Source organism: Catenovulum adriaticum (assembly GCF_026725475.1).
GTDB classification, from domain to species: domain Bacteria; phylum Pseudomonadota; class Gammaproteobacteria; order Enterobacterales; family Alteromonadaceae; genus Catenovulum; species Catenovulum adriaticum.
On sequence record NZ_CP109965.1, the window covers coordinates 2,661,406 to 2,688,041 of the forward strand.

32 protein-coding genes and 1 riboswitch are annotated in these 26,636 nt (G+C 38.3%); of the genes, 14 read left to right on the forward strand and 18 right to left on the reverse strand.

Annotated features, from left to right (window positions below; all coding sequences use genetic code 11):
* Nucleotides 1-112 precede the first annotated feature (112 nt).
* From xdp1 to purU, 4 genes are all read right to left on the reverse strand, one after another.
* Nucleotides 113-886: an exosortase-dependent surface protein XDP1 gene (gene xdp1 / locus OLW01_RS11620; protein WP_268074079.1), complete on the reverse strand. Its 774-nt coding sequence runs from the start codon at nucleotides 884-886 to the stop codon at nucleotides 113-115.
* A 146-nt stretch (nucleotides 887-1,032) separates the two neighbouring features.
* Nucleotides 1,033-1,848, reverse strand: a complete 816-nt coding sequence (locus OLW01_RS11625; RefSeq protein ID WP_268074080.1) for an NAD-dependent epimerase/dehydratase family protein — start codon at nucleotides 1,846-1,848, stop codon at nucleotides 1,033-1,035.
* A 23-nt stretch (nucleotides 1,849-1,871) separates the two neighbouring features.
* Nucleotides 1,872-2,156, reverse strand: coding sequence for a putative quinol monooxygenase (locus OLW01_RS11630; protein WP_268074081.1), 285 nt, complete (start codon nucleotides 2,154-2,156; stop codon nucleotides 1,872-1,874).
* 132 nt (nucleotides 2,157-2,288) lie between these two features.
* Complete coding sequence (gene purU, locus OLW01_RS11635) at nucleotides 2,289-3,143, reverse strand: formyltetrahydrofolate deformylase (RefSeq protein WP_268076221.1); 855 nt, start codon at nucleotides 3,141-3,143, stop codon at nucleotides 2,289-2,291.
* Nucleotides 3,144-3,272: 129 nt separating this feature from the next.
* On the opposite strand from purU, the gene ppa reads away from it, so the two are divergent.
* The 5 genes from ppa to OLW01_RS11660 all read left to right on the forward strand — a co-directional run bounded on the left by ppa (nucleotide 3,273) and on the right by OLW01_RS11660 (nucleotide 8,375).
* A complete protein-coding gene (gene ppa, locus OLW01_RS11640) occupies nucleotides 3,273-3,800 on the forward strand; it encodes an inorganic diphosphatase (protein WP_268074082.1) in 528 nt (175 codons plus the stop codon).
* 434 nt (nucleotides 3,801-4,234) lie between these two features.
* On the forward strand, nucleotides 4,235-5,068 hold the full coding sequence (locus tag OLW01_RS11645) for an HAD family acid phosphatase (protein ID WP_268074083.1): 834 nt from the start codon (nucleotides 4,235-4,237) through the stop codon (nucleotides 5,066-5,068).
* 191 nt (nucleotides 5,069-5,259) lie between these two features.
* On the forward strand, nucleotides 5,260-6,891 hold the full coding sequence (locus OLW01_RS11650) for a methyl-accepting chemotaxis protein (protein ID WP_268074085.1): 1,632 nt from the start codon (nucleotides 5,260-5,262) through the stop codon (nucleotides 6,889-6,891).
* Nucleotides 6,892-6,907: 16 nt separating this feature from the next.
* Entirely contained in the window at nucleotides 6,908-7,390 is a 483-nt protein-coding gene (locus tag OLW01_RS11655) for a copper chaperone PCu(A)C (RefSeq protein ID WP_268074086.1), read from the forward strand.
* A gap of 13 nt (nucleotides 7,391-7,403) precedes the next feature.
* Entirely contained in the window at nucleotides 7,404-8,375 is a 972-nt protein-coding gene (locus OLW01_RS11660) for a DUF2333 family protein (RefSeq protein WP_268074087.1), read from the forward strand.
* Between the two features lie 141 nt (nucleotides 8,376-8,516).
* Here the strand turns inward: OLW01_RS11660 and OLW01_RS11665 are convergent, their stop codons facing one another.
* The gene (locus OLW01_RS11665) at nucleotides 8,517-9,119 is read right to left on the reverse strand and encodes an HAD family hydrolase (RefSeq protein ID WP_268074088.1); all 603 of its coding nucleotides are present in this window, start codon (nucleotides 9,117-9,119) and stop codon (nucleotides 8,517-8,519) included.
* Between the two features lie 161 nt (nucleotides 9,120-9,280).
* On the opposite strand from OLW01_RS11665, the gene OLW01_RS11670 reads away from it, so the two are divergent.
* Nucleotides 9,281-10,246: a hypothetical protein gene (locus tag OLW01_RS11670; RefSeq protein WP_268074089.1), complete on the forward strand. Its 966-nt coding sequence runs from the start codon at nucleotides 9,281-9,283 to the stop codon at nucleotides 10,244-10,246.
* 329 nt (nucleotides 10,247-10,575) lie between these two features.
* Here the strand turns inward: OLW01_RS11670 and OLW01_RS11675 are convergent, their stop codons facing one another.
* The 6 genes from OLW01_RS11675 to moaA all read right to left on the reverse strand — a co-directional run bounded on the left by OLW01_RS11675 (nucleotide 10,576) and on the right by moaA (nucleotide 14,247).
* Nucleotides 10,576-11,082 carry an REP-associated tyrosine transposase gene (locus OLW01_RS11675; RefSeq protein ID WP_268074091.1) on the reverse strand — a complete coding sequence of 169 codons (507 nt, stop codon included), beginning with the start codon at nucleotides 11,080-11,082 and terminating at the stop codon, nucleotides 10,576-10,578.
* A gap of 105 nt (nucleotides 11,083-11,187) precedes the next feature.
* On the reverse strand, nucleotides 11,188-11,433 hold the full coding sequence (gene moaD, locus OLW01_RS11680; protein ID WP_268074092.1) for a molybdopterin converting factor subunit 1: 246 nt from the start codon (nucleotides 11,431-11,433) through the stop codon (nucleotides 11,188-11,190).
* Nucleotides 11,434-11,449: 16 nt separating this feature from the next.
* Nucleotides 11,450-11,953, reverse strand: a complete 504-nt coding sequence (moaC, locus tag OLW01_RS11685; protein WP_268074093.1) for a cyclic pyranopterin monophosphate synthase MoaC — start codon at nucleotides 11,951-11,953, stop codon at nucleotides 11,450-11,452.
* 4 nt (nucleotides 11,954-11,957) lie between these two features.
* On the reverse strand, nucleotides 11,958-12,506 hold the full coding sequence (gene moaB, locus OLW01_RS11690; RefSeq protein WP_268074095.1) for a molybdenum cofactor biosynthesis protein B: 549 nt from the start codon (nucleotides 12,504-12,506) through the stop codon (nucleotides 11,958-11,960).
* 136 nt (nucleotides 12,507-12,642) lie between these two features.
* A complete protein-coding gene (gene mobA, locus OLW01_RS11695; protein WP_268074097.1) occupies nucleotides 12,643-13,272 on the reverse strand; it encodes a molybdenum cofactor guanylyltransferase in 630 nt (209 codons plus the stop codon).
* Nucleotides 13,273-14,247 carry a GTP 3',8-cyclase MoaA gene (gene moaA / locus OLW01_RS11700; RefSeq protein WP_268074099.1) on the reverse strand — a complete coding sequence of 325 codons (975 nt, stop codon included), beginning with the start codon at nucleotides 14,245-14,247 and terminating at the stop codon, nucleotides 13,273-13,275.
* A riboswitch (molybdenum cofactor riboswitch) is annotated at nucleotides 14,235-14,410 on the reverse strand. It overlaps the preceding gene by 13 nt.
* A gap of 342 nt (nucleotides 14,411-14,752) precedes the next feature.
* On the opposite strand from moaA, the gene OLW01_RS18430 reads away from it, so the two are divergent.
* From OLW01_RS18430 to yacG, 7 genes are all read left to right on the forward strand, one after another.
* Nucleotides 14,753-15,172 carry a pilin gene (locus OLW01_RS18430; protein WP_326498581.1) on the forward strand — a complete coding sequence of 140 codons (420 nt, stop codon included), beginning with the start codon at nucleotides 14,753-14,755 and terminating at the stop codon, nucleotides 15,170-15,172.
* A 421-nt stretch (nucleotides 15,173-15,593) separates the two neighbouring features.
* A complete protein-coding gene (gene pilB / locus OLW01_RS11710; protein ID WP_268074100.1) occupies nucleotides 15,594-17,291 on the forward strand; it encodes a type IV-A pilus assembly ATPase PilB in 1,698 nt (565 codons plus the stop codon).
* Nucleotides 17,292-17,320: 29 nt separating this feature from the next.
* On the forward strand, nucleotides 17,321-18,568 hold the full coding sequence (locus OLW01_RS11715) for a type II secretion system F family protein (RefSeq protein ID WP_326498582.1): 1,248 nt from the start codon (nucleotides 17,321-17,323) through the stop codon (nucleotides 18,566-18,568).
* The gene (locus OLW01_RS11720; protein WP_268074102.1) at nucleotides 18,568-19,500 is read left to right on the forward strand and encodes a prepilin peptidase; all 933 of its coding nucleotides are present in this window, start codon (nucleotides 18,568-18,570) and stop codon (nucleotides 19,498-19,500) included. The genes OLW01_RS11715 and OLW01_RS11720 overlap by 1 nt, the downstream gene beginning before the upstream one ends.
* On the forward strand, nucleotides 19,497-20,096 hold the full coding sequence (coaE, locus tag OLW01_RS11725) for a dephospho-CoA kinase (RefSeq protein WP_268074103.1): 600 nt from the start codon (nucleotides 19,497-19,499) through the stop codon (nucleotides 20,094-20,096). The genes OLW01_RS11720 and coaE overlap by 4 nt, the downstream gene beginning before the upstream one ends.
* Before the next feature lie 87 nt (nucleotides 20,097-20,183).
* Nucleotides 20,184-20,930: a cell division protein ZapD gene (gene zapD, locus OLW01_RS11730; protein ID WP_268074104.1), complete on the forward strand. Its 747-nt coding sequence runs from the start codon at nucleotides 20,184-20,186 to the stop codon at nucleotides 20,928-20,930.
* 59 nt (nucleotides 20,931-20,989) lie between these two features.
* On the forward strand, nucleotides 20,990-21,214 hold the full coding sequence (gene yacG, locus OLW01_RS11735) for a DNA gyrase inhibitor YacG (protein ID WP_268074105.1): 225 nt from the start codon (nucleotides 20,990-20,992) through the stop codon (nucleotides 21,212-21,214).
* Nucleotides 21,215-21,332: 118 nt separating this feature from the next.
* Here yacG and ubiA read toward each other — a convergent pair whose 3' ends face one another.
* Both ubiA and OLW01_RS11745 read right to left on the reverse strand, forming a co-directional pair.
* Nucleotides 21,333-22,214, reverse strand: coding sequence for a 4-hydroxybenzoate octaprenyltransferase (ubiA, locus tag OLW01_RS11740; RefSeq protein WP_268074106.1), 882 nt, complete (start codon nucleotides 22,212-22,214; stop codon nucleotides 21,333-21,335).
* Complete coding sequence (locus OLW01_RS11745; RefSeq protein WP_268074107.1) at nucleotides 22,207-22,746, reverse strand: chorismate--pyruvate lyase family protein; 540 nt, start codon at nucleotides 22,744-22,746, stop codon at nucleotides 22,207-22,209. The genes ubiA and OLW01_RS11745 overlap by 8 nt, the downstream gene beginning before the upstream one ends.
* Before the next feature lie 171 nt (nucleotides 22,747-22,917).
* Here OLW01_RS11745 and OLW01_RS11750 point away from each other — a divergent pair, with 171 nt between their 5' ends.
* Nucleotides 22,918-23,307: a flagellar basal body-associated protein FliL gene (locus OLW01_RS11750; RefSeq protein ID WP_268074108.1), complete on the forward strand. Its 390-nt coding sequence runs from the start codon at nucleotides 22,918-22,920 to the stop codon at nucleotides 23,305-23,307.
* Between the two features lie 90 nt (nucleotides 23,308-23,397).
* Here the strand turns inward: OLW01_RS11750 and OLW01_RS11755 are convergent, their stop codons facing one another.
* The 5 genes from OLW01_RS11755 to nudE all read right to left on the reverse strand — a co-directional run bounded on the left by OLW01_RS11755 (nucleotide 23,398) and on the right by nudE (nucleotide 26,627).
* Nucleotides 23,398-24,240, reverse strand: coding sequence for a rhomboid family intramembrane serine protease (locus OLW01_RS11755; protein ID WP_268074109.1), 843 nt, complete (start codon nucleotides 24,238-24,240; stop codon nucleotides 23,398-23,400).
* Between the two features lie 8 nt (nucleotides 24,241-24,248).
* On the reverse strand, nucleotides 24,249-24,578 hold the full coding sequence (gene glpE, locus OLW01_RS11760) for a thiosulfate sulfurtransferase GlpE (RefSeq protein WP_268074110.1): 330 nt from the start codon (nucleotides 24,576-24,578) through the stop codon (nucleotides 24,249-24,251).
* 65 nt (nucleotides 24,579-24,643) lie between these two features.
* Complete coding sequence (locus OLW01_RS11765; RefSeq protein WP_268074111.1) at nucleotides 24,644-25,222, reverse strand: YceI family protein; 579 nt, start codon at nucleotides 25,220-25,222, stop codon at nucleotides 24,644-24,646.
* Nucleotides 25,223-26,053, reverse strand: a complete 831-nt coding sequence (cysQ, locus tag OLW01_RS11770; RefSeq protein WP_268074112.1) for a 3'(2'),5'-bisphosphate nucleotidase CysQ — start codon at nucleotides 26,051-26,053, stop codon at nucleotides 25,223-25,225. It abuts the gene before it with no gap.
* Complete coding sequence (gene nudE / locus OLW01_RS11775; RefSeq protein WP_268074114.1) at nucleotides 26,034-26,627, reverse strand: ADP compounds hydrolase NudE; 594 nt, start codon at nucleotides 26,625-26,627, stop codon at nucleotides 26,034-26,036. The genes cysQ and nudE overlap by 20 nt, the downstream gene beginning before the upstream one ends.
* Nucleotides 26,628-26,636: the final 9 nt, after the last annotated feature.

Here is a 26,636-nt window from a genome sequence, read left to right on the forward strand (position 1 = left end):
TCCCTGTCGCTAAAATTAAATTTGATTTAAGTTTGTTTATACGAAAAAAAAGGTGGCAATGCCACCTTTAAATTTAAGTTAATAAACTATAGGTAAAAACCTACAATTAAATTTAGTATTTAGTCTGCTTTCTATATTTTAACATAACACCAAATAAACCCGCTAAAAAGAGCAAAATACTAGCTGGTTCTGGCACAGGCACTGGCTTTCCTGAAGTCGTTGTTGAAGTTGTAATACCGGCAATTTTTATCGCGTCAGAAATACAATCATGTAAATATTCAAACGAAGCGTTATACGCACCTACTAACCAGTACTGACTGTTAACACCTGCAGTATCCGCACTAAAGTCATAATAAGAGTTCACGCTGACATTTTCAAAGGTCCAGATGTCAGAAGCAGAGCTGGCAACAGCATCCCAAGTTTCACCTGACAAGCTAGGTTCACTATCAAACGCAGCAACAGTTATATCACTATCAGGAAAAGCCCACCCTAAAGTAATACCACTTAAGTTCACATCTTTAGAGAAAGATAATAATATCATGTCGTAGTCAATGAAATTATCAATCGTGTGAGCATCTATATTTTGATTATATGCTAATAAACCATGGCTATTAGTATCTATACGTGCTGATTCAACTTGATTTGTCACATTCCAACCAGAAGAACACCAAAGACCGAACTGCAACCCAGAACAGTCATACTCTTCATCAGTATCAGCCCAAGCTGTTGCAGCTAAGTCAACCCCACCCTGAGAATCACTCCAGGTATTTCCAGTTGAGTTATTATTTAAGTTAGAATCTGTGTTTTTAAAATCCCAAGTTTGGTTCGCAGCAAATGATGCTCCGGAAAACAAGAGTGCAAAAACAGTTAAAATAATTTTATTCATAAGTCCTTCCCGACATTAGAATGGATTAAAACAGTGCATAGTTAAATACAAGCAAAATCAGGGCCAAAATAAATTTTTAATATAAAAACAAAAGCTTAAAATAAAAACTCAATAAACAACAGAATGAATTGTAAAGGATATTGACACTAAATAATCTGATAGACAGAACATGGATTGGGATAAATGAAACAATAACCTATTGTTAATAATTTATCAGACGAAATGCATTTTCCACTATCACCATTCATTATTTGGGGCATGTTTAAATTTTCATCATTATACCGTATCGCTGTTTGATAAAAAACTGCCTTTGTTGGATGTTTCGGCGAGACAATATTAAAAATTTGATTTGTGGCTTGTTTCTCAATCAGATAACAAATAGCACCAACAGCATCATCTAAATGCAGCATATTTGCAATCGCTTCAGAGTTTAATTTTTTCATATGCTTAACAAAACGAGCTGGGTGCCGATTTCCACCAAACAGACCACCTAATCTTACTACTAGATACTCGCCTTTAAATTCGCTTTGCAATAATTGTTCGGCAGATAATAAAATTTTAGCTTTTTCATTATGAGCGCAGGCATCTTCTTCACGCATCATTTGATTGTTATCAGGGTAAACACCGGTAGAGCTCGTCATGATTATTTTTTGTATGCCAGATGCATTTGCAGAATTAATAATTTGACGCCATTTAATTAAAAAGTCTTTTCCTTGTGTTGCTTGTCTGAACCCAGGCGGAATAGTAACAATAAGAATATCGGATTCAAATAAAGCTTGGCTTTGGGTGATATTAAACGTATCGCCCAATTTACAAACGTGAGCGTCTAAGCCCTGCAATCGAGTTTTTTCACACGCTTGCTCTGAACTATGACTGACCTTTACTTTATTTCCAGCTTGCTTAAGCGACAATGCAAGTGGTAAGCCTAACCAACCAGCACCCAACACAGAAATGTTAATCATGCTCTCCTAGTAAAATTACAAATCTAACAAGCATACCAAGTGTTTATATTTTTTTTAATTACCCAATCCTTTACTGTATTGGTAAAGGTTAGATAATGCTGGCTTTCAAGATGCATCTGAAAGGCTTGCTCATCTTTATAGGTTTCATATAAAAAGAAATGAGTAGGTGTCTCATGACTTTGGCTAACATCAAATTGCTGACAATCATCTTCTTGATGTAAAGAAGATTCCGCATGTTCTAATACTGCATCTAAAAAAGGCAGTAAATAAGCAGAATGAATTACAAACTCAACGGTCACTATATACATATTCTTTTTATTTCCATGGTTTACCAATATACCCTAGGTGATTTTTTGAATTAGGTATAACAGTAAATATTAAATATCACCCAATTTAAACATAGACGAGTTTGCTTGTTATAAGTTCAAAATGGCACAAGTTTAATCAAATACAATTGTTTTGTTACCATTTATAATAACGCGATTCTGAATATGGTTTCTAAGCCCTCTTGCTAAAGCCTGTTTTTCACACTCTCTCCCTTTTCTTACCATGTCGTCAACACTATCTCGGTGGCTAATGCGCATAATTTCCTGATCAATAATTGGGCCTGCATCTAAATCGCCAGTCACATAATGACACGTCGCCCCAATTAATTTAACGCCACGTTTGTGCGCCTGATGATAAGGTTTTGCACCCGCGAAAGAGGGTAAAAAACTATGGTGAATATTAATCACCTGCCCAGCAAATTCTTTGCAAAGTTCATCCGGAAAAATTTGCATAAAACGTGCTAACACTATGGTATTGGCTTCATACTCATATATTAGCTCTTTAACTTGCGCAAAGGCACCCGCTTTATCTTCTTTAGGAAAGGGCACATAGTGATAAGGAATACCATGCCACTGAACCATTTGTCGTAAATGTTCATGGTTGGCAATCACAGCAACAATATTACAATCGAGCTCACCACTGTGCCAGCGGTGCAATAAATCGGCTAAACAATGTGACTCCCGGCTCGCCATTAAAATAACATTTGGCTTGTGAGACGAATCAACAATATGCCAATTCATTTTAAACTGCTCGGCTACAGGCGAAAACTCTTGTTTAAATTGATCTAGCGTTAACGCAAATGACTCTGCCTCAATTTCATTGCGCATAAAAAACCAATTTTCCTGATTGTCTTTATGGTGATTTGCTTCAACGATAGAGGCTTGGTGATCAGCTAAAAACTGACTGACAGCTGAAACTATGCCAATTTGATCCGGACAATCAATGACTAAACGATAACTTTTCATTATTCAAATACCAAAAAATCTGCTTTTATTTAGACGAGATTATCAAAGTCTTAATAAATTTACTCGCCATTTTAGTTCTGAGTCTTATAATATGGGCAAATTTGCTAAAACAAACCTCTTAAAGGAAGGAAAATGAGCTTATCTAACGTACCTGCGGGTAAAAACTTACCAGAAGAAGTTAACGTAATCATTGAAATCCCAGCAAATGCTGACCCAATCAAATACGAAGTAGACAAAGACACTGGCACAGTATGGGTTGACCGTTTTATGTCAACACCAATGTTTTACCCTTGCAACTATGGTTTCGTAAATGACACTTTATCATTAGATGGCGACCCAGTTGACGTATTAGTACCAACCCCGCATCCATTAGTACCAGGTTCTGTGATTAAATGCCGCCCAGTTGGGGTATTAAAAATGAGTGACGAGTCTGGTGAAGATGCTAAAGTTTTTGCTGTACCTGTCAGCAAATTAACAAAAATTTATGATCACATCCAAGACGTGAATGACATTGATGAGTTGCTAAAAGCTCAAATCACTCACTTTTTTGAGCGTTACAAAGAGCTTGAAAAAGGCAAATGGGTAAAAGTAGAAGGCTGGGAAGATGTAGCAGCAGCTAAAAAAGAGATTGTAGAATCTTTTGAGCGCGCCAAAGCTTAAAGAACTTTAATTTCAAGCTAACAGCCAAAAAGCGATAAAAACTGAGTTTTTATCGCTTTTAATTTTTGTAATCTTAAATTTAGTCAATTGATTTAGCTGTTAACTTAGCTAATAATTTAACCAATATGCGGTAAGCAAAAGCATTCTTTAAACCCACATTGACTTAACCTGCATTTACAATGTCCGCTCATAGACCATTAACTAATTAGTCCTGCTTAAATCTAGCGGATCGGTCGACTCGAAAATAACCATAAGTCCCTAAATAACCCCCCTGCCCCAAATACTCTGAATTAAAATAATAATTCGCCTATAAATGTTTTTTAGCTCAACACTATTATTCACGTCATCAGCTATACTCATTTTAGTTTTTAATTATTCAGCCGATAACTAATTTAATGCGTTTACGTTTAAATGCTCAATAACGAACTATCATTATGCTTAAACATATTCAAAATAAAATTCAATTCAAATTATTACGCACTTTGCTCATTTGTGCTTGCATACTCCCCCCCAAATTCGCGTTAGCGGATGAATCACTTGGCGCCATTGCTTGGTTACAAAAATCAGCTGAGTTTCAAGCCATTGCCTCTCAAACCTTTGAAAATGCATCACAAAAATTAGAAAAAGCCGTATTTGATAATAATTGGACGGCCGCGATAGAACAGTTCGGTCAAGAAGGCATGAACCAACTACCCAATGCTATTATTTTAGATTTAGATGATACGCTTATCAGCACTATGCCTTATCGCGGGGAGCTCGCATTAGATAATGACGAACATAGCGAGAGCCGTTTCAATCGTTGGGTTGAACATGAACGAGTAAATTTAGTACCTTATGTCATGAAATTAATTAAAAAAGCTTCAACATTGGGCGTCAGCGTTTTATTAATCTCTGATCGGGTATGCAAACCAAATCCGAGAGATCCTTGCCCAATTAAAACAAAAACCTCAAAAGTACTCAGCCGAGTCTCACTCGCTTTTCCTAAAGACCAAATGTTTTTCAGAGGCGAATTTGCAGATTGGAATCAAGATCAAAGTAGCCGACGCCAATTTATAGCTAAACGCTATCGAATACTAATGATCGTTGGAGATGATATAAATCAAATGATCCCCAAAGCATCTAGTTTACCAGCCAGTGCCCGTTTAAAATTAACGTCACAATATGATGAAATGTGGGGCAATCGATGGTTTTTAATACCCAACCCTGTTTATGGGGGGTGGCGTGATACCATGGAAAAATCAATTAAAAACAATATAACTGGATATTGAATTTAAATGCTATTATATATCAATAACCTGACAAATTTTTATGGCGCAATAACCGTTTAAATAACTGACTTCTGGTTAGTTTGAGATTACATGTGTAACTGCGTGAAATCGCAATTTTAAATCTATAATAACTAATTAAAACGTCGCTCGTAAAAAATTAAAGACTCAATTAATTACAAGGTAATCGCTCTATGTCGCAACATATACCTCAAAAACCCAGTATGTCACTTGCCAATAAAATTTACCTAATCCCTATCATAGGCGCTATTGGTTTTTTATTTTACGTAGCGGTTATTTATTCAAAAGCCACAAACAATGTAAAAACTTTAGAAGAAGTACGAGATGTCCACTTTCCTAGTTTACAGCTTATTGAACAAAACTTAGAAACTTTAGATAGCATAAAAGAGCAACTAAGCAGCGCAGTCACAACTGGCGATCAAGATACGTTAGATAATGCGCAGCAAACTGCACAAAACCTTTCAAGATCAATAAAATCATTAGCTCAATATAACCCAGCTTATAAAACAAAAGCTCAAAGTTTTGCTCAACAATTTGATTCTTACTACCAACAAGCCAGTCGCATTAGTGAAGAAATGGTCAATAATACCGCAGATTTTGCCACCATAGGCGCGCGCGCTGAAAAAGCGAACCAAATATATGGTGAATTAGAGCAAGCCATGATGCAATTTAGAGATCAACGAGAAGACAACTTTAAAGCCGCAATTAAAGCCTCAAGTGATACCACCTCAACCCTGATAAACATAGGTATTTTAATGGCATTTGTAGTCACTGCTTTGTTAGCCATTCCGGCCTATTTAGTATCAAAAAGCCTAACTCAAAATTTAAAACAAGTGATTAATAGTTTACGTAATATTGCTGAAGAAAACGGTGACTTAACCGTCCGTATTAAAGTTGACAAAAATGACGAAATTGGTCAGTTGGTATATTGGTTTAATTCATTTATGCAACAATTACAAACCGTTATTCGCCAAGTTGTAGATTCAGCAATGCCGTTAGCTGAACTCGCCCAAACTTTACAAAATTTAGCAGAGCAAACTAAAACAACCGTTGCCACCCAAAAACAAAGTGCTAGCTACACCAAAGATACAGTTGCCAATATGCAACATTCGGTAGGCGATGTTGCCAGCTCAGCAGCCAATGCTGCAAAAGCAACTGAAGAAGCCACACAAGCTGCAGAGCAAGGGCAACGAGTGGTTAATGAAACCGTTAAAAAGATTCAGACCATGTCCGAATCTTCGCAGCAAACATCATCGGTTGTTCAACAATTAAGACAAGATTGTGAGCAAGTTAGTGTCGTACTAGATGTGATTCGTGCGATTGCAGAGCAAACCAATTTATTGGCACTCAATGCCGCCATTGAAGCCGCTCGAGCCGGCGAGCAAGGCCGTGGGTTTGCCGTAGTAGCCGATGAAGTCAGAACATTAGCTTCTAGAACTCAAGAATCCACAACACAAATTAACGACACCATTGCCCAGTTACAAACAGCTTCTAACTCAGCGGTGGAGGCTATGCTACAAGGAACCGAAAGTGCAAAAGATTGTGTCGCAACAGCTAATACCGCAGGTGAAAGCTTAAGCTCAATTAACCAAACCATTATTCAAATTAGTGAAATGAATAACCACATTGCCCAAACAACAGAGCAGCAAACCAACTTGGCCAATGACATTGTTAATCATACGGATGATATTTATCAAAAAACCAGTGAAACAGAGCAAAATTCATCTTCGCTAGCTGATTTAAGTTATCAACTTGCCGCGTTAGCAGATAAACTAAAATCGACATCTAGCAAATTTAAAGTGTAACTAAGGTTTTATAACAATGAATTTAACACGTACCAAGAAGATATTATTACCTTTTATTGCGGCTTGTATAGGGTTAACCGCTAGCTTAAGTGCTCAAGCAAACCTTGAGTTTGAGCAAGCAACTGTTAGGCTAATGCCCACAACACAAAAAAATACAGCAGCATTTGTTAAAATCACCAACACGGGTGAAACCGCTATTAGCCTAATTGAAGCCAGTAGCAACATTAGTGAAAAAACAGAATTTCACACCCATTTAAATAAAGATGGCATGGCCATGATGCATAAAATGGATCAATTAGTTATTCCAGCACATAAAAGTGTTTATTTGCAGCCTAGCGGCAAACATATAATGCTGATGAAGCTAAAAAAAGACTGGGTAAAAGTCAGACAAGTTGAATTTGAATTAACCAGCAAAAAGCAGAAAACCTATCGTTTTATTGCCCCTATTGAAGCAATAAAACCGCAATCTGCTAAAGTGAAACACAGCCATAATCATTAATACAAAGGTACTTATGAATAATAAAGCGGTGAAAGGAATTGGCGCAGCTGCCATTGCGCTCATAATCATCTTTTGGTTTATCGCAATTTGGTGGAGCCAAGAGCCAGAACTTAAATCAATTAAACAAGCCAGCCAAGCACACAGCCAAGTTTCAGGTTACGCAACCACAACGGCGCTTATTCAAGTAACAGAAACTTTGTTAAATAAGCCCGGCGGATTTACCGCTAACGATGTGCTGCCTCCTTCGGTATTAATGGATAACATGCCAGCGTGGGAATTTGGCGCGCTTGAACAAATAAGAGATTTAGCACTGGCAATGCGAAAAGATTTTAGTCGATCACAATCTCAATCTGCGGAAGATCAAGATTTAAAATTTGCCCAACCTCAATTAAATATTGACCACAAAAATTGGGCTTGGCCAAGTGCCGAGGGTGAATACGAAAATGCGCTTGCAGCATTAAATAGTTATCGCGCCCGTTTAATTGATCAAAATCAGGCTGATGGCCAATTTTATTCTCGGGCTGATAATTTAAGTGACTGGCTAAAAGAAGTTGAAAAACGGCTGGGTTCAACCTCACAAAAACTTAGTGCTAGTGTCGGAAAAAACCAATTTAATATAAATCTAGCAGGCGATTCAAGCGCGGCTCAATCAACTCAAACGCCACAGCAAAACAGAGTTCAAACCAACTGGTGGCAAATAGATGATGTTTTTTACGAAGCCAGAGGCGCATGTTGGGCACTGCACCATTTTTTACAAGCAATTGAAATAGATTTTAAAGACGTGCTTGAAAAGAAAAATGCAACTGTGAGTTTACGCCAAATTATCCGTGAGCTTGAAGCCACACAAGAAACAGTGTGGAGTCCGCTCATTTTAAATGGCGGTGGATTTGGCTTTGTAGCCAACCATAGTTTAGTGATGGCTAATTATGTTTCGCGGGCCAATGCCGCGTTAATTGATTTACGAGAGCTATTAGAACAAGGTTAAATCGGCTCAACTAACGCAAGCAAATTAAAATAACAGAGCCACCTGCTCTGTTATTTTAATTTCATAATCTACTTAACCTTGGCTTAAATTAATTGAATTAAGGTTATTAACCCCTCGCGCACAAATAAACCTATAAAAGCCTTATTCTAAAAAATAATCGTTTTTAATTTGCATTACCTCTAAAACATCCACCACAAACATACCTGCTGATTTTGCTGCTTGCATACCAGCTGGAGCATCTTCAAACACAATGCATTTTTCTGGTTTTACTTTCATGAGCTCCGCACAACGCAAAAAAGTATCTGGCGCTGGTTTTGGATTTTTTACCTGATCAGCCCCGACTAAATGATCGATTAATTCAGTTAGCCCACATATTTCCAAAATGTGTTTTGCTTCCGCTGTATAAGCACCAGTACCAACGGCCATAGGCCTTTTACCCGCATTGTCGCGTGCAAATTCAGCGAGCTTAGTCGGCTTTACATATTGATGAATGGTTTCTTTAACAATGGCTTCTTTAAATTCGTTAATTTCATCGCTACTTGCCTGAATATTTAAATCAAAATGTTTAACCAAAATATCCACTGTTTCTTTAGTCGGAACGCCAGCTAATGAACGCATTAACGCAAAGTTAATCGGAATCTGATATTGATTAAGCGCTTGTGTCCAAGCATTTTGATGTAAACGCCCACTATCAACTAAAGTGCCGTCCATATCAAAAATAATACCCTCATATTCTGTATACATATTGCCTCTATTTATTCGCTAAAAAAATTAAAGTAAAAAATTTAAATAATGAAAACCTATTGATGCAAATAGCCAAAACAATAAAAAGAATCACTAAACAAATTAAAGCCCAGATCATATACTGATTACATGCAATTCAAAACGGCTAAACCAACATCATTATGCAACTAATCAGCCATCAATTAATATGGGGCAACCAACAGCACAATGCTTTTACCGATTTAATTAAATTTAACGGTATTTATTACTGCTGTTTTCGCCAAGCAACAAACCATGTCAGTAAAGATGGCATTATTATTATTCTTAAATCTGAGTCGCTAAACAGCTGGCAAATTGCGAGTAAAATTGTCATCACCAATTCAGATTTAAGAGATCCTAAGCTCACCATTCATCCTTCAGGAAAATTACTATTAAGCTATTACCATAAAGTTTTTGATAGCTTAGGTAAAAATATTATTAATCAAAACTGCATTCAATTTAGCCAAAATGGATTAACTTGGTCATCAGCCAAAATGATAGGAGAAAAAAACTGGTGGCTATGGCGAATTCGCTGGCATAACAACACCGCTTTAGGCATCGCCTATAATCGAGCTCAAAATAGAGTCAAACTTTATCAGGGCGACCCATTAGCTGGCTTTTTATTAAAAAAAGACGATTTATTTAGCTTAAAACAAAATAGCAAAGGCTACCCAAACGAGTCCGATATATGCTTTTTAGATGACGGCCGAGCCATATGTATTCTTAGGCGCGATGCCGACACCTTCACCGCACAATTGGGTATTTCAAACACCAGCTACCAACAATGGCAATGGTTTGACTTAAATGAATATTTAGGTGGACCTGCCATCTTAAAACTAGGCAATGGAAAAATTATTATCGCCGCACGACGTATTCAATGGCCGTTTAGGTTAAGCACTTGGATTTTTGAACTCAATTTAGCTGACAAAAAATTAATCCCGCTATTTAAACTGCCATCCGCAGGCGATAATAGCTACCCCGCCATGATTGAAGAGAATGGCAAGGTGTATGTTAGTTATTATTCACAACACAGAATTTTAAAAAATGGGGATAAGCCAATTAAAAAGCAAGATAAATGCGCTATTTACCTTGCAAGCATTGCCTTATAAAAAACCGCACATAAATATAAAACGTTGGGATTCGCTGCGCTCGTCTCAAGCTACACGGTTTTTTGTATCTAATTCAAAATGTGATGGTTGAACATCCGTTGGGATTCGCTGCGCTTGTCCCAACCTACATGGTTTTTTGTATCCAATTCAAAATGTGATGGTGAACACCCGTTGGGATTCGCTGCGCTCGTCCCAACCTACATGGTTTTTTGTATCTAATTCAAAAATGTGATGGTTGAACACCCGTTGGGATTCGCTGCGCTCGTCCCAACCTACACGGTTTTTTTGTATCTAATTCAAAATGTTATGGCGAATCCCAACAATATAAATCATGAGTGCTCATTTACGCCCCACTCCGGCGTTAAAATACCTTTTCGAATATATTGATGAATACTCGAATAAGGCCAATCAAATGGTCTTTTTGTATAGCCATGTTTGACTGGATTATAATGGATGTAATCTATATGCCTGTGCAAGTCCTCATCATTTCGTATGCAATGCTCCCAAAAACGGCGTTGCCAAATGCCTCTTTCACCTTTATGAGCTCTGCTGGCATTAAAGCTTTCGGTTTGTGGTAACCGCCTTGAAAAATTTACTTTAACTTGCCGCCAACGCTGAGAGTAATCAAAGTCACCTTCCGGTAATTGCCATATAGCGTGTAAATGATCTGGCAACACAACCATAGCGATTGTTTCTATTGGGCGGGTTATAATCATTTTTTTATAAACCTGCCTTAATAGCTCAATATTATCCGTTAATATAGGTTTATTGCGTTGTTGTATTACAAGGGTAAAAAAATAACATCCACCCGGGACAAAACACCTTTTATATTGCATAACTCCATCCTTAAGTTATTTCAATTTGAGTATAGAAGAGATTGTTTGTTAAACCAAAGATGTTGGGATTCGCTGCGCTCGTCCCAACCTACCGTTTTTTTGTGGTTAACCGCCGGTTACCGGCGGGAAAAATGCGACTTCATCGCCGCTTTGCACAATGGTATTTTGGTTAACCATTTCTTGGTTCACCGCGGCTAATACTTTGTTGCCCATTAATACGGATTGCCATTGTGGGTTTTGTTTAATCAAGCTACTTTTAACCTCAGCAACGCTCACTTGATCTATTTCCAGTTCAATAAACTCACAATTAAGTTGCTCTCGTAATTTTGCAAAAAATAAAATTTTAATCATCTAATTTATCTGTCTATTATGATTGATTTTGCCAATGGCCTGTTTTTCCGCCTTGCTTTTCCAGAACTCGAATACCGCCTATTTCCATACTAGGGTCAACGGCTTTACACATATCAAATAAAGTTAAAGCTGCGACAGATGCGGCCGTAAGCGCCTCCATTTCAACACCGGTTTTACCAGCCAATTTACACATAGCTTCTATTCGAACCTGATTTTGTTCAGCTTGCACTTCAAATTCAACTTTAACTTTGCTCAACATTAATGGATGACATAAAGGAATTAAATCAGCGCACTTTTTGGCCGCTTGAATGCCCGCAATACGAGCAACGGCAAATACATCGCCTTTAGCATGGCCGCCTTCAACAATCATGTTAATAGTTTCGGCCGACATTTTAATAAAACCTTGAGCTATCGCGGTGCGCGTAGTAACGGCTTTTTCAGATACATCAACCATATTCGCCTCGCCTTGTGCATTAACATGGCTAAATTGTTTTGAATCAAACTTGTTATGATCAGACATTTATTTAACCTCGGCTTTCACAAGCGTCAACAGACTGATCAACGACTTTGAGCTGAGCAACAAAATTACAAGGTTTTACACTGGCATCAATTTGCGATTTAATAATATCATTCCAACCAGTTTTGCAAGCGCCCGTTGAACCAGGCAAACAAAAGATAACCACTTTATTTGCCATACCCGCAACGGCTCTTGATTGAATAGTTGAGGTGCCAATATCCGCTAACGATACTTGCCTAAACAATTCACCAAAACCTTCAACCGTTTTATCAAATAATGGGGTAATCGCCTCGGGTGTGCTGTCTCGCCCCGTAAATCCGGTGCCACCCGTGGTTAAAATAACCTGCACGTTATCTGATGCAATCCAGTTAGAGCTCACTGCTCTGATTTGATAAATATCGTCTTTAACAATTTTTTTATCAGCCAAAATATGGCCGGCATCTCGTAACGCGTCAACTAAATACTGACCCGAGGTATCGTTTGATTCATCACGTGTATCCGAAATAGTTAACACCGCAATATTTAATGGTTGAAAGGGTTTGTTTTGCTTTGCCATTTTAATCTCTTTCATTGTAATAAAAATTTAAAAGCCGGATGTAATCGCCTACAACCGGATTAATCATGATGTTTTAAGTTGCTGCGAGCTGGGTAAGCTAAGCTCGTCACCTAACCATGTAAATTAAAAAATGAGCTTATGTCTGCTGTTTAATATAAGTTTGCCACTGCTGTGGTGTATTAACATTTATTAGGCATTTTTCAAGTGAAGGTGCCTCAATAAAAATAGCTCGCGCATTAACCTTATTCAACAAAGCTCTAATCGAACAGGCTTTTCCGGGCTGAGTTATTAATTGATTGCTTGCTTGTTGTAGACGGCTCACATCATAAAAAAAAGCAGGTAAAAAATAATGGTCGAAATAACAGCTAGTTTGGTTGGCCATGCCGTAATCTATCAATTGCTGTAAAACCTGAGTATTCAGGTTTGGCATATCAACTGGCAAAACCAATAAGGCACTCTCGGGCTTAACAAAATCCAGCGCAGAAAAAATGCCACCAACCGGCCCTGCCTGTTTAATTTTATCGGATATTTGCCCTGCTTTTGCACCGCTAACTAAAACTGTCTCAAGATTTAACTGAGCCAATAAATCTTGATTTTTTTTCAGCAAACTAACGCCATCCACTACCAAGCTAGCCTTATCAGACCCCATACGAGACGACAAACCACCTGCTAAAATAAGGCTGGCAACCGTTTTTTTAAGGCTATCTAGTTTAGCTGACTGGACATTTGAGTGAAGGTTTGAGTGAATTTCTGGATAAACAACCACTTAACCTCCAATCATTGCCAAATGTGAGGTGCCACCCGTTTCACCCTCTTGTAATAAGTGACTGGGCGTTTTATCAGCTAAAGCTAATTGCAGTGCATCACATAATTCATTCAGCTGATTATCCCGCTTAAGTAAACTACGCATATCAATGCCATGTTCTGTAAATAAACACAAATGCAATTTACCTAAAGCACTCATTCGCAAGCGATTACAACTCACACAAAAATCTTTGCTGTAAGGCATAATTAAACCAACTTTGCCTTGGTAATCAGGATGATAAAATTCCTGAGCTGGGCCCGCGGCTTTATCTCTAATAACAGCTGACCAGCCTTCGGCTAACAGTTTTTGTTTAATGCTTTCGCCGCTCACATGGTTTTGGTTAAAAAAAGATTGGTTATCGCCAGTTTGCATTAACTCAATAAACCTTAAGGTATAAGCTTTATCTTGTAGCCAACTTAAATATTCATCCAGTTGATTAGCATTGTATTGCTGCATTAAAACCGTATTAACCTTAATTGCTTTTAATCCAGCTTGGCGAGCTAGGGCTAATCCACGCAAAATGCTTTCTAACTTATCGTGGCCGGTAATTAATCTGAACATATCAGGCTTTAGGCTATCAATGCTAATGTTAAGCGAGTCTAACCCGGCATCAACCCATTGATTAATTTTTTGCTCTAAATTAAACCCATTGCTGGTTAAGGCAACTTGTTCAATGCCATCAATTGATTTACAGGTTTGAATAATTTGCGGTAAATCTTTACGAAGTCCAGGTTCGCCGCCGGTAATACGTATTTTACTGGTACCCAAGCGCGCAAACGCTGTGACTAACCGGCGAATTTCGTCCAAAGACAAAAAATCGCGCGAGCTATCGCACTGGTACCCATCGGGTAAGCAATAGGTGCACTTAAAGTTGCACACATCAGTAATCGACAATCTCAAATAATGAAATTGCCGACCCATTTTATCTTGTAACATAAACACCTTTCCAAATTCGGGAGGCTGCGTTATTTCTGCCGCAACCCTGGCAAATACCATCACAATGAAAAACGCGAGTAGTATTTGCGGCCTGCCAAACTTATTTAACGGTTTATAATAAACCGCTAAACTTAGCCAGACAGGCTCGGAGTTTTCACTAAAATCAAACCTATCATAATCTAAATACAAATTGACTGCACTGATAGGCTTTATATTTATTGGTAATATTCAACCCAGCCAATATGCATACCCGTCTTTAACCTGTGATTATGGCTAAAATTAAATGAGCAAATGCGCTAAATGGCCATCAACCAATGTGGGTTTATTCGGGATAAAAAATAATATAAAAAATTAACAATTAAGACTTGTCTAACTTTATTGATTCGACTAATGTTAGAGCTAATGCCTTTAACCAAATCGGAATTACTAAAACACGATCAGAGGTCACATCGGCAGTTGTTAAGTAAATTAGGATTACTTTATATTCATTTTGGAGATACAAACTATGCAAAAAACTAAAAACAAAAACCAAGGTTTTACCTTAATTGAATTAATGATAGTAGTAGCTATCATAGGGATTTTAGCAGCAGTAGCAGTACCGGCTTACACGGATTATATGAAGAATGCAAAAGTAGCTGAATTAGAAACGGCTGCTGGCTCATTAAAAGGCTTAGTAGCATCTTGCATCTTAAAGCAAGTTGCTCTTGGAAACACCAAAAGCAACTGCGATCAAGGTAAAGAAGGCATTCCAGTAGATGTCACTGACCATGGCTCTGATAATATAGCATCTGTTAAAGTTTTAAATGGTAAAATTACGGTTACTGGTACGGATAAAGTCGATAAAGCGATAATTACCCTCACACCTACATATGTAGCAGCAGATAACCAAATCACATGGGAAAGAGAACAAACGACTGGTAGCTAAACTTAAAATTAATCATAAAAAATAGAATAAGAGCGATCCTTTATTACTTTATTTAGGTTCGCTTTTTTATTGCCTAAACCACATTAACCACACTCAAATTCAGCGCCATCATTTAAACACATCCCCACCCAACATAAACTGTAGGTTGGGTCGAGCGAAGCGAATCCCAACATTTTAACATGCAACCCCAAACGCTAGCTTACATGAGATTCCGCATCACGCTCGTAGCTCGCTGTGCATAATGACGGATTTTTTCATTATTTTTATTACCGCAATAAACCTTCTCCCACCGCGCATATTTAAATCGCGTGAGAATCTATATAGCCAAGATATTACCCACTAAGTTAACTTCCCCATTCACATACTTAACTATTATGCTAAACTCAATAAAAACAAGATAATAACACTATACCGAGCGAGCATGGCTGCACCTGATCTAAGACTCTACACTAACGGATTATTAAACTTACACCAGCAAGATGATTTAAAGAAGCAAAGCTTTAAATCTCATCTTGAGGTTCAGCAATATATTGCCAAAAATAACTGGTTTACCGAGCAAGAAATGTTAACTGAAATCGCTCAGCGTTTTCATGTTCCTTATCTAGATTTAAGCTTTTTTGATTTAGCTTGCATTCCCGATGATTTACTCAAAGAAAGGCTCTCAGATAAACATAAAGTACTACCGCTATTTTTACGGGGTCGTACCCTATTTTTAGCAACGACAAATCCTGCTTCAATGAGCGCCGCTGAAGATTTTCAATTTAGTTCAGGTTTTAACGTTGAATATGTTTGTGTTGAAGCAAGCAAGTTACAAAAAGCGATTGATTTAAAACACGAAGGTGACGAAGCCCATTTAACGTTGTCAGACTTTGACGACTCATCGCTAGACAATATAGAAGTGGCAGAAGACGCCACTCAAGACAAAGAGCCAGACACCCCAGATAAAGACGATGCCCCTATTGTGGTGTACATTAATCGTATTTTATTAGATGCGATTAAACGCGGCGCATCTGATTTACATTTTGAACCTTACGAGCACAGCTACCGCATTCGCTTTAGAATCGACGGTATATTACACGAAGTCGCCTCACCACCCGTTAATTTGTCTACTCGAATGGCGGCACGCTTAAAAGTGATGTCTCGGCTTGATATTGCAGAAAAACGCAAACCACAAGATGGCCGAATTAAGCTTAAAATTACCACCAAAAAATCAATCGATTTTCGAGTATCAACGCTGCCAACCTTATGGGGCGAAAAAATTGTAATGCGGATACTCGACTCAAGCAGCGCTATGTTAGGCATAGATGCTTTGGGTTATGAACCGCATCAAAAGCAGCTTTATTTAAATGCCTTAGCCAAACCACAAGGTATGATTTTAGTCACTGGCCCTACCGGTAGCGGTAAAACTGTATCGCTTTATACTGGGTTAAATATTTTAAATACCGCTGAACGTAATATTTCAACCGCAGAAGATCCGGTTGAAATCAACTTAGAAGGCATTAATCAAGTTCAGATTAACCCTAAAGCTGGATTAGACTTTTCCGGCGCTTTACGCTCGTTTTTACGTCAAGATCCAGATATTGTCATGGTAGGTGAAATTCGAGATTTAGACACAGCCGAAATCGCAATTAAAGCAGCACAAACAGGTCATTTAGTTTTATCAACTTTACATACCAACTCTGCCGCCGAAACCTTAACTCGTTTATTAAATATGGGCGTGCCCAGCTTTAATATTGCCAGCTCTGTTAGTTTAATTATTGCTCAGCGCTTAGCCCGCCGATTATGTAACCAATGTAAAAAACCAGTTGAAGCGCCGCCACCCGATAACGAGTTGCTTGAGTTTGGCTTTACCCCAGATCAGTTAAACAATTTAACTTTATACGAGCCTGTGGGCTGTGAATTATGCTCAGGCGGATTTAAAGGCCGCATTGGTATTTATGAAGTTATGCCTATTTCAAGCGAGATGGCAAATTTAATTATGCAAGAAGGGAACGCACTGCAAATTGCAAAACAAGCACAAACTGAAAAAATTAATAACCTGCGCCAATCTGGAATTATAAAAGCATTAGCAGGCACGACTAGTTTAGGCGAAGTAAGCCGGGTAACTAGCGGCAATTAACCACTTTTCATGCTCAATTTAAGGAATGAATGATGGCAATAGCCAAGAAAAAAAAGAAAGATGCTGTCGTAATTCAAGATTTTTATGTGTGGCGAGGGGTAAACCGCCGCGGTGATAAAGTTAATGGTGAATCTGCAGCCGACAACTTAAAACATGCCAAAGAGCAGCTTAAACGTCAGGGGATAAACCCGACCAGTGTTAAAAAGAAACCCAAACCTTTGTTTGGTCGCGGCCCTAAAAAGATTGTTGCCAAAGATATTGCAGTAATAACCCGTCAACTTGCTACTATGTTAGGCGCAGGTGTGCCGTTAGTGCAATCAGTTGAATTAATAGGTAAAGGTAACGAAAACGCAAATATCAGACGCCTTTTAACCACAATTGGCGCTGGCATTCAATCGGGCACGCCATTAAATCAGGTACTGAGAGAACACCCTAAATATTTTGATGACCTATATTGTGATTTAGTTAAAGCGGGCGAGCAGTCGGGTGCACTTGAAGGCATTTACGATCGCATTGCAACCTATAAAGAAAAAACCGAAGCGCTAAAATCAAAAATAAAAAAAGCCATGACCTACCCTATTGCGGTGGTATTTATCGCAGTTATCGTTACTTTAATTTTACTTATTTTTGTGGTGCCGCAATTTGAACAAATTTTTGCCAGTTTTGGGGCAGAGTTACCTGTATTTACCCGCTTAATTATTAATATTTCTAACTTAATTCAAACGCAGGGCCCTATCATGGCATTAGTAGCTGGGGTGGGTGTTTTTATTTTTGCACGTGCCTATAAAAGCTCACGAAAATTACGTGATAAAGTAGATGCTATATTATTAAAAGCACCTGTTTTTGGTGGCATTTTAAATAAAGCAGCATTGGCTCGGTTTTCTCGTACTTTAGCGACTACATTTTCAGCCGGTGTGCCTTTAGTTGAAGCGCTAGATTCAGCGGCTGGTGCCTCCGGCAACGCTGTTTACCGCAAAGCGATTCAGTACATCAAATCAGAAGTATCTGCGGGGATGCAAATAAATGTTGCTATGCGCAATACTAAGTTGTTTCCTGATATGGTAATACAAATGGTACAAATTGGCGAAGAGTCTGGCGCAATAGATGATATGCTCAACAAAGTCGCCAATATTTATGAACAAGAAGTAGATGATGCTGTTGACGGCTTGTCTGCGTTAATCGAGCCTATGATAATGGCGGTTTTAGGGGTAGTAATTGGTGGTTTAATTATTGCCATGTATTTACCTATCTTTCAAATGGGGAAAATTGTTAGCTAATGCTATTTGACAATATAATTGACGTTTTTCAACTTTATCCACTAGCTTGGTATGGCTGTGCTTTTCTGATTAGTTTATTAATAGGTAGTTTTTTAAATGTTGTTATTTACCGACTCCCGATTATGCTTGAACGCGACTGGAAAGCAGAATGTGAAATCTTATTAACTGAACCGCTCAACTCACAAAAGCAAGATGCGTTAGCCGTACAAAATTTAGATGAAAGCGCCCTAAATCACCAAACTAGTTTCAACTTGGTAAAACCCAATTCAACTTGTCCTCACTGCCAAACGGCCATTAAACCTTGGCATAATATCCCTATTTTTAGCTGGTTGGCATTAGCCGGAAAATGTCATTCATGCAAAGCACCTATTTCTATTCGCTACCCTTTGGTAGAGCTGTTTACTGGCTTAGTAGGCGCTTATGCAGCATATCACTTTGGTGTTTCGAGTTTGGCGCTATGGGCAATGCTGTTTAGCTTTATTTTAATTTGTTTATGCTTTATTGATTTAGATACTATGTTGTTGCCCGATCAACTCACACTGAGTTTAATTTGGCTAGGTTTACTGGCGAATATTAACGGCCAGTTTGTTGATTTAAAAGATGCTGTAATTGGTGCGGTGGCTGGCTATTTAGTGTTATGGGTGGTATTTCAAAGCTTTAAATTACTCACTAATAAAGAAGGTATGGGGTTTGGCGACTTTAAATTGTTAGCTGCGCTAGGGGCGTGGATGGGTTGGCAAGCTTTGCCTATTGTCATTTTATTGTCGTCTGTTGTAGGTGCCATAATTGGAATTAGCTTAATTAAATTTCAAAACAAAGACAGCCAAACTGCCATTCCATTTGGACCTTATTTAGCTATTGCTGGCTTTGTCGCTTTTTATTGGCGCACTGAAATTACTCAGTACTATTTACAAAACTGGGTTTATTCATGAGCCAATTTATTGTGGGTTTAACTGGGGGAATAGGTAGCGGAAAAACAACAGTGGCTAATATGTTTGCAGATTTAGGCATTGATATAGTTGATGCTGATATTATCGCCCGCGAAGTAGTTGAGCCAAATAGCGCCGGTTTAGCTAAAATTAGCGCGCACTTTGGGCCAAATATTTTAAATAAAGATTCGAGCCTAAACAGAGCAAAATTGAGAGACATCGTTTTTAAAAACGAAAACGAAAAAAACTGGCTTAACCAATTGCTGCACCCCTTGATTAGAGCGCAAATGATCAACCAATGTAATTTAGCTCAGTCTAAATACTGTATTCTTGCTGTACCTCTATTATTAGAAAACAAGCTGCAATCTTTAGTCAACCGAGTACTGGTCACAGATTGCAATACCAATACGCAAATTTCACGAGCCAGTCACAGAGATAAAAATTCAGCTGCGCAAATCAAACAGATTATGGCGGCCCAACTTGACCGTGAAACTCGAATCACTTACGCTGACGATATAATTAATACCGAGTTAATTTTAACGCAAATTAGAGCCATTTGTGAAAATTTGCACCAAAACTATTTAAAGTTAGCCAATTAACGCCGAAAAATTAGCTAAATTTTAACCAGTGAGTTAAGCTAATTATCAAATTGATATAAAACATAATAAAAGAACTGCATTGTCACTATGACAGATATTTTGTACGAATTCCCACTCAATGAAAAAATTCGCACTTACTTGCGAATCGAAAATTTACTTGCGCGCTTAACATATCAGTTAGGTGATACTACCCCATGGGCGAGCCTAGACTTTTTAAGTGGCTTATTTGCTATTGTCGACATTATTGAACGTGGCGATTTAAAATCAGATTTATTAAAAGATTTAGAAAAACACGAAAAACAACTGGTTGCATGGTCACAACACCCCAGTATTAATAACTCAGCATTACAAGATCTGTTAGAAACGGTTGTCCAGCTTTCTGGTAAACTCACCAGCGCCAATAAACTAGGACAAAAATTAAGAGACGATAAATTTTTATCATCGCTCAAACAAAGATTTTCAATTCCTGGTGGCAGTTGCTGTTTTGACTTACCTCATTTGCATCAATGGCAGCACCAAGATGCGGATATTATTGTGGCCGATCAGCAAAGATGGCTAAAAGAACTCGACATTTTAAAAACTATTATTGAGCTTGACCTTAAAATGATTCGCGAACGTGGTCAATTTACCCCTATATTAGCCGAAAACGGCTTGTACACTGATACCGTAGAAAACGTTGAGTTGCTGCAAATAAAAATGCCTGTCGAAAGTTATTACTACCCAATGGTCAGTGGACATAAAAGCCGCTTCTCAATCCGCTTTATGGAAAATAGCCGCGAACATGTGAAATCAGCTTGCCAACAACAAGTTTCGTTCTTATTATCTGCGTGTTAATTTTTAAAGCCTAAGTTAAGGTTACTTAGGCTCAAATCAAAAAGCGATAGAGATAGAAAATGTTAAAAGTAAACTGCCCTACCTGCCAAACCAAAGTTGAATGGAAACCCGAAAATAAGCACAAACCTTTTTGTTGCGACCGCTGTCGTTTAATTGATTTGGGTGAATGGGCCAGTGAAAGCCATGTGATTAAAGGGCAGTCATTAAAGCAAGAGTTGACGGCTCAAATTGATGAGTTTTCAGAAGATTTACCACCTGCAGACGATTCTTTTTTTAGGCATTAGAAAATCACGTGCGCAAGCTGCACAATATAAACTAAGGTCAAAAAATTGAATTAATTTAGCACATCGCGTGCGCAAGCTGCACGCCTACGCGGCTATAAATGTTTTAAGTATAAATCGTTTAAGCTATGCCGTAATCTAAAATCAGGCCAATTAAAATTAATAAGCCCGCATAATGATTTTGCAAAAACGCGTTAAAACACACCTCACGCGCTCTACTTTTTACCTGCCATTGCTGATAAAGAAATAACGCCAGTGCCAGCCCAACACATTGATAATAAATAGCCCCTAACGAAGCCATTTGTCCGACCAAAAATAAACCTGCTACCGTTAACAAATGTAGTATTAAAACCGCTAATTTATCATATCGACCAAATAAAACGGCTGTTGATTTAACCCCAATTTTTAAATCATCGTCGCGATCAACCATGGCATACAAAGTATCATAGGCAACTGTCCAAGCTAAATTTGAAAAATATAATACCCATACAATCATAGGTAATTGGCTTTGTACCGCCATAAATGCCATAGGAATAGCCCAACTAAAAGCGGCACCTAAAACCACCTGAGGTAAATGGGTATAGCGTTTCATAAAAGGATACGAAAAAGCGAGAGCGAGGGCCCCAAACGACAAGACAACCGTTTGCCAGTTAAGCATTAAAACCAAAGCGAACGATAATAAAACCAAACAACAAAACAAAATAATGGCTTGCTTGGCGCTTATTACACCTGAAACCAAAGGCCTTTGATTAGTGCGCTTTACATGTCCATCTATTTTTCGATCTGCAAAATCATTAATCACACAGCCCGCTGCGCGCATTAATATAACGCCTGCTACAAATATAGCTAAAATTGACCACTCGGGCACACCTTCGCTGGCAATCCATAACGCCCATAGCGTTGGCCACAACAATAAATAAGTGCCTATAGGTTTATCTAAGCGCATTAATTGGATATAAGCAAAGCAGCGCTGAGAAAAACTAAGCTTTTGTTTATTAATCATATATTTCACAATCTGCTAAAAAAATTTCGGTGACGGTTAATGGCTTATCTGCCAACTTAAACAACGAACGTCGCCCATATAAGGTACTAGGCAAAGCTTTTTGATTTAAACTTTGCGCCAGCTTAAATACTCGACTAGATAAATCAAAAGCCGCGACTTCAATATTAGCTCTTGATAAATTTGGATGTTTGAAAATATTTTCGCCTAAAGGCTGTTCACCTAAATTAGCTATGCTCTGATTACCCGAATCTATGGTAGATTTAGGCACTTGAGTATGTGCATATACCCAAGCTTGGCCTTGGCTATACAATAAAACTTCACGAATTAAGCTAGGTTCGCTAAAATTAAGCTCAGTATGATCTTTTGGGGTAAACCAAGCTTGACCTAATACTTCTAACTTAAATTGAGAAGATACCTGCTTGAGTTTTGCAGTCAGTGACATAGGATCAAACAACCACTGTTTGATCTCAGGTTGGGCAACAATATCTGTTTGCCAATGAGCTTGTTCACCTATTGGAAAAAAAGAGTGCATAAAATAGTCTAAGCTCTAATTCGTTGTTATAGTTACAATAGGCTATATGATAACAAGTAATAGCAGTATCCCAAAATGACTTATAATCCCAGTTAAACTGATAACACATGGATACTCAGCTAAGCTGTATTCATTACATTTTGCAGTAAAAATTATGGTAACAACAGATAAATGAAACAATTAATTTTAATAACACCCCTTTTGTTTTTATTAACCAGCACAAAAACATTAGCAGAAGATACCTTTGCTTACTTTGGCTTTGAGCCAGATATCATCACTAATTATATTACCAGCAAGAAAAAGCCCGGTTATGTGAGAATTACAGTAGAGCTAATGCTGCAAGATGCCGCTTATATTGAGGTAGTAGAGCATCATTCACCCCTTTTACGAGATGCGATTGTGGATATTTTAGGCAAAGAACCTGAAGAAAAAGTAAAGTCGCTTAAAGGGCGAGAAGAAGTGCGAGCCATGTGCGCTCAAAAAGTAAAAGAGCTCCTGAAAAAAGAAACCGGCAATGAAATTATTCGGGACGTGCTTTTCACCAATTATTTATATCATTAACCCTGAAGCCGTGTAGGTTGGGACGAGCGCAGCGAATCCCAACAATTTCCTGGAACAAACGAAGCGAATCCCAACACTTTACCCACAGCGTTAAGCTTTTTTAGCCCATTTAGCTTCAAATAGCGCGATTAATAAACCAGAAAGTAAACCGCCTAAATGAGCCCAATTTGCCATACGCAAATTTAATACTTCGGCAAAACCAACTGCTAACCATAACAGCATCATAATAATAATGCCGCTAGGTAGTTTTAGCTCAGGTAAACGTCCTAAACGGCCCGCTAACCATGCATAACCTAATAAGCCATAAACCACACCCGATAAACCGATAAAACTGCTGCTCACCATTAAATATTGAGATAAGTGAGCGGCTAAAGCGGTAAACAGGGATGCGTTTAACAACCAAGGTGCCCCTTTAATTTTTTCGAGTTGGCCTGCTAACCACACCCACCAAAACAAGTTAAGCACTAAATGCGTTGCATCGCCATGCATAAGCGCTGGCGTAACAAGTCGGTAAATTTCGCTAAAGCTCAATTGAGTTAGATTCTCGGGAAAACCCAAATGCAAAAATAAAAAACGTGAGTAGCCCGCTAACTGCGCAATAAATATGGCTAAAATAATCCCGCCTAGTACGCGGGTAAAAACGCCTGTTTGCTGCCAAACTTTGCTAATAATAGGTTCTGCTTGAGTTTGCTCAGATGATAAATCGTCAACTTCATTTCGATTCCAAGACGCTGTCCAAAACTTATCATCATTTGGGTTTTCAGCAAATTCGGTAATCAATTTTTTGGCCGTTTCAATATCACTCGACTCATCAAACATTAAATGAAAGCCATCTTCTTCTTTTTGAATATGGCTTTCAATTTTGTGTTGATGTAAATAGTCAGCAAGTGCTTTGGCCGCGCGAATATTACCGAGTATGACTAAAGTTTGCATTAGGCCGCTTAGCTATCTGTTGATAAGGTAACAAAGTCAAACTCACGGCGCCAAGCTTCAAAACCACCATCCATACTATAAACAGTATCAAAACCTTGTTCAGCAATATATTGAGCTGCACCTTGGCTTGAGTTGCCATGATAACAAACAACCACAACAGGTTGGTCAAATTCAGTTTGCTGCATAAATTGGGCTAAGCTACCATTTGTTAAATGGTAAGCGCCCTCAATGTGGCCTGCGTTAAACGAAGCTTCGTCTCTTATATCAGCAATTGCAACGGCTTGTTTAGCTTGCAGTTCAACCAATTGCTGACAACTTAAATGTGAAAATTCAGACATTTTAAATACCTAAAGCTGCTATTAAGCAGCCTTTTAATTCAATAAAAAATATAATTAATTATAACTTACTGAGAAAATGTAAGCGAAAAAGTGACAGGGACAACATGGGTAATCGAAGGTAAACCTGCTAGCTCTTGTAATTTATTAAGGCCATTAACCAGTTTAAAATCAGCTGCATTAATTAATACTGGCTGTCTGCTGATTGCACTTATTTTGCCCGATTTATCTTTAAACACAGTGATTTCAATTGGCAAACTTTGCTTGTGGCCATGTAAATCTAACTCTGCATTTAGCGATAAATTGTGACTAGAACCTGAATCCATCGATTGTAAAAAAGAAGGTTCAAGCTGAGCACTTATGTTGGCTTTCGCAAACTTTTCAATTTCAAACAAATATTGTTGCATTCGATCGTTACGAATTGGAATTTTGGTATCAACTGATGATAAATCGATTTCAACTGATACTTTACCCAAATCAGAAATGCTACCTGATAGCGTATTAAATTTATGCAGTTCGGTAATTTGTGACTTTTTGGTCGATAAAAAATTAAGCTGTGACGATTCATTATCTAGTTGCCAGCCGGCAATTGCACTGTTACAGATTAAACCTGCGACAACACAACATAGCTTGGATGCAAATTTCATTTATAAAGTCCTTCGTGTTTTATGCGGAATGATAATATCTTGCCAGTTTATTGACTGATCTCCAAGTACTAAAAAGTCAGGATTGGATAAGGTTTCTCTTTGATTGTAAGTTAAAGGGTTAAACTCAGCGTCTACAATATTACCTCCCGCTTCATTTAAAATACAATGGCTAGCCCCTGTATCCCATTCACCCGTAGGGCCTATTCGTAAATAAAAATCAGCTCCACCTTCCGCAATTAAACAACTTTTAAGTGAACAACTACCACGCTGAACAGTGTCATAGGTATTAGGCTGGGTTAAATAACGACCCACTGTTTCGGCTTTTTGTACACGTGATATCGCCATAATCAGCGAATCAGTGTGCTGATGCTGATTAACTTGTATCGCTTTAGTCGTTTGTTGGTCTTGTTTAAATGCACCATTGCCTTTAGTCGCATAGTAACAAATTTTTTGAGTCGGCCAATAAATCACGCCTAAAACCGGCCAGCCGTTTTCAACCAAAGCAATATTAACTGCAAAATCACCGCTGCGCGCAACAAACTCTTGTGTGCCATCCATAGGATCTAGCAACCAATAACGCGACCAATTTTCACGCTGAGCTAATCCTAATAATTCAGCTTCTTCGGAAATCACCGGAATCTCAGGTGTGAGTTTTTTAAGTTCTGCCATTAAAACTTCGTTAGCGGCATAATCGGCAGAAGTGACAGGTGAATCGTCTTGCTTTTGATATAGCTTAAAATCACCTTGTTGATAAATTTGCATGATGGCATCGCCTGCTAAACAGGCAATTTTTTTTACAGCTGGTAACAGCTCAATCGGCAGCGGCTTCATTGGTTCTCTTAAAATAAGCTTGGGCTAAAAATAATGCGGCAACGCTTCTGGCTTCAGAAAAGTCCTCACGCGCTAGCAGCTCATTTATATTATGAACTGACCAAGGAATAATATCCAATGGTTCAGGTTCATCCCCTTCAAGTTTTTCAGGATAAAGCGATTCAGCTAACAATAATTGCATACTGGACCCAAAATATCCTGGTGCTAAACTTACTTTTTTTAATCGGGTTGTGGTATGACACCCCATGCCAATCTCTTCTTTCAATTCGCGTATCGCGGCTTGCTCAGGCGTTTCGCCCGGATCAATCAAACCTTTAGGAAAACCAAGCTGGTAATCATGAGTACCAGCCGAATATTCTCTAACCAAAATAAAAGTTTCGGCATCCAACATAGGCACCATCATAACTGCGCCTGGGTGAGCACTTCGGTTTCCCCGTAACCTTTCATATTGACGTTTCTCGCCATTACTAAACTCTAAATCTAAGGCTTCAACCTGAAATAAACGGCTTTTTGCGGTCACTTCACAATTTAAAATGGTCGGCAATGTTTTTTCAGGCAATAATTTTTTAGTCATTTTTGATAT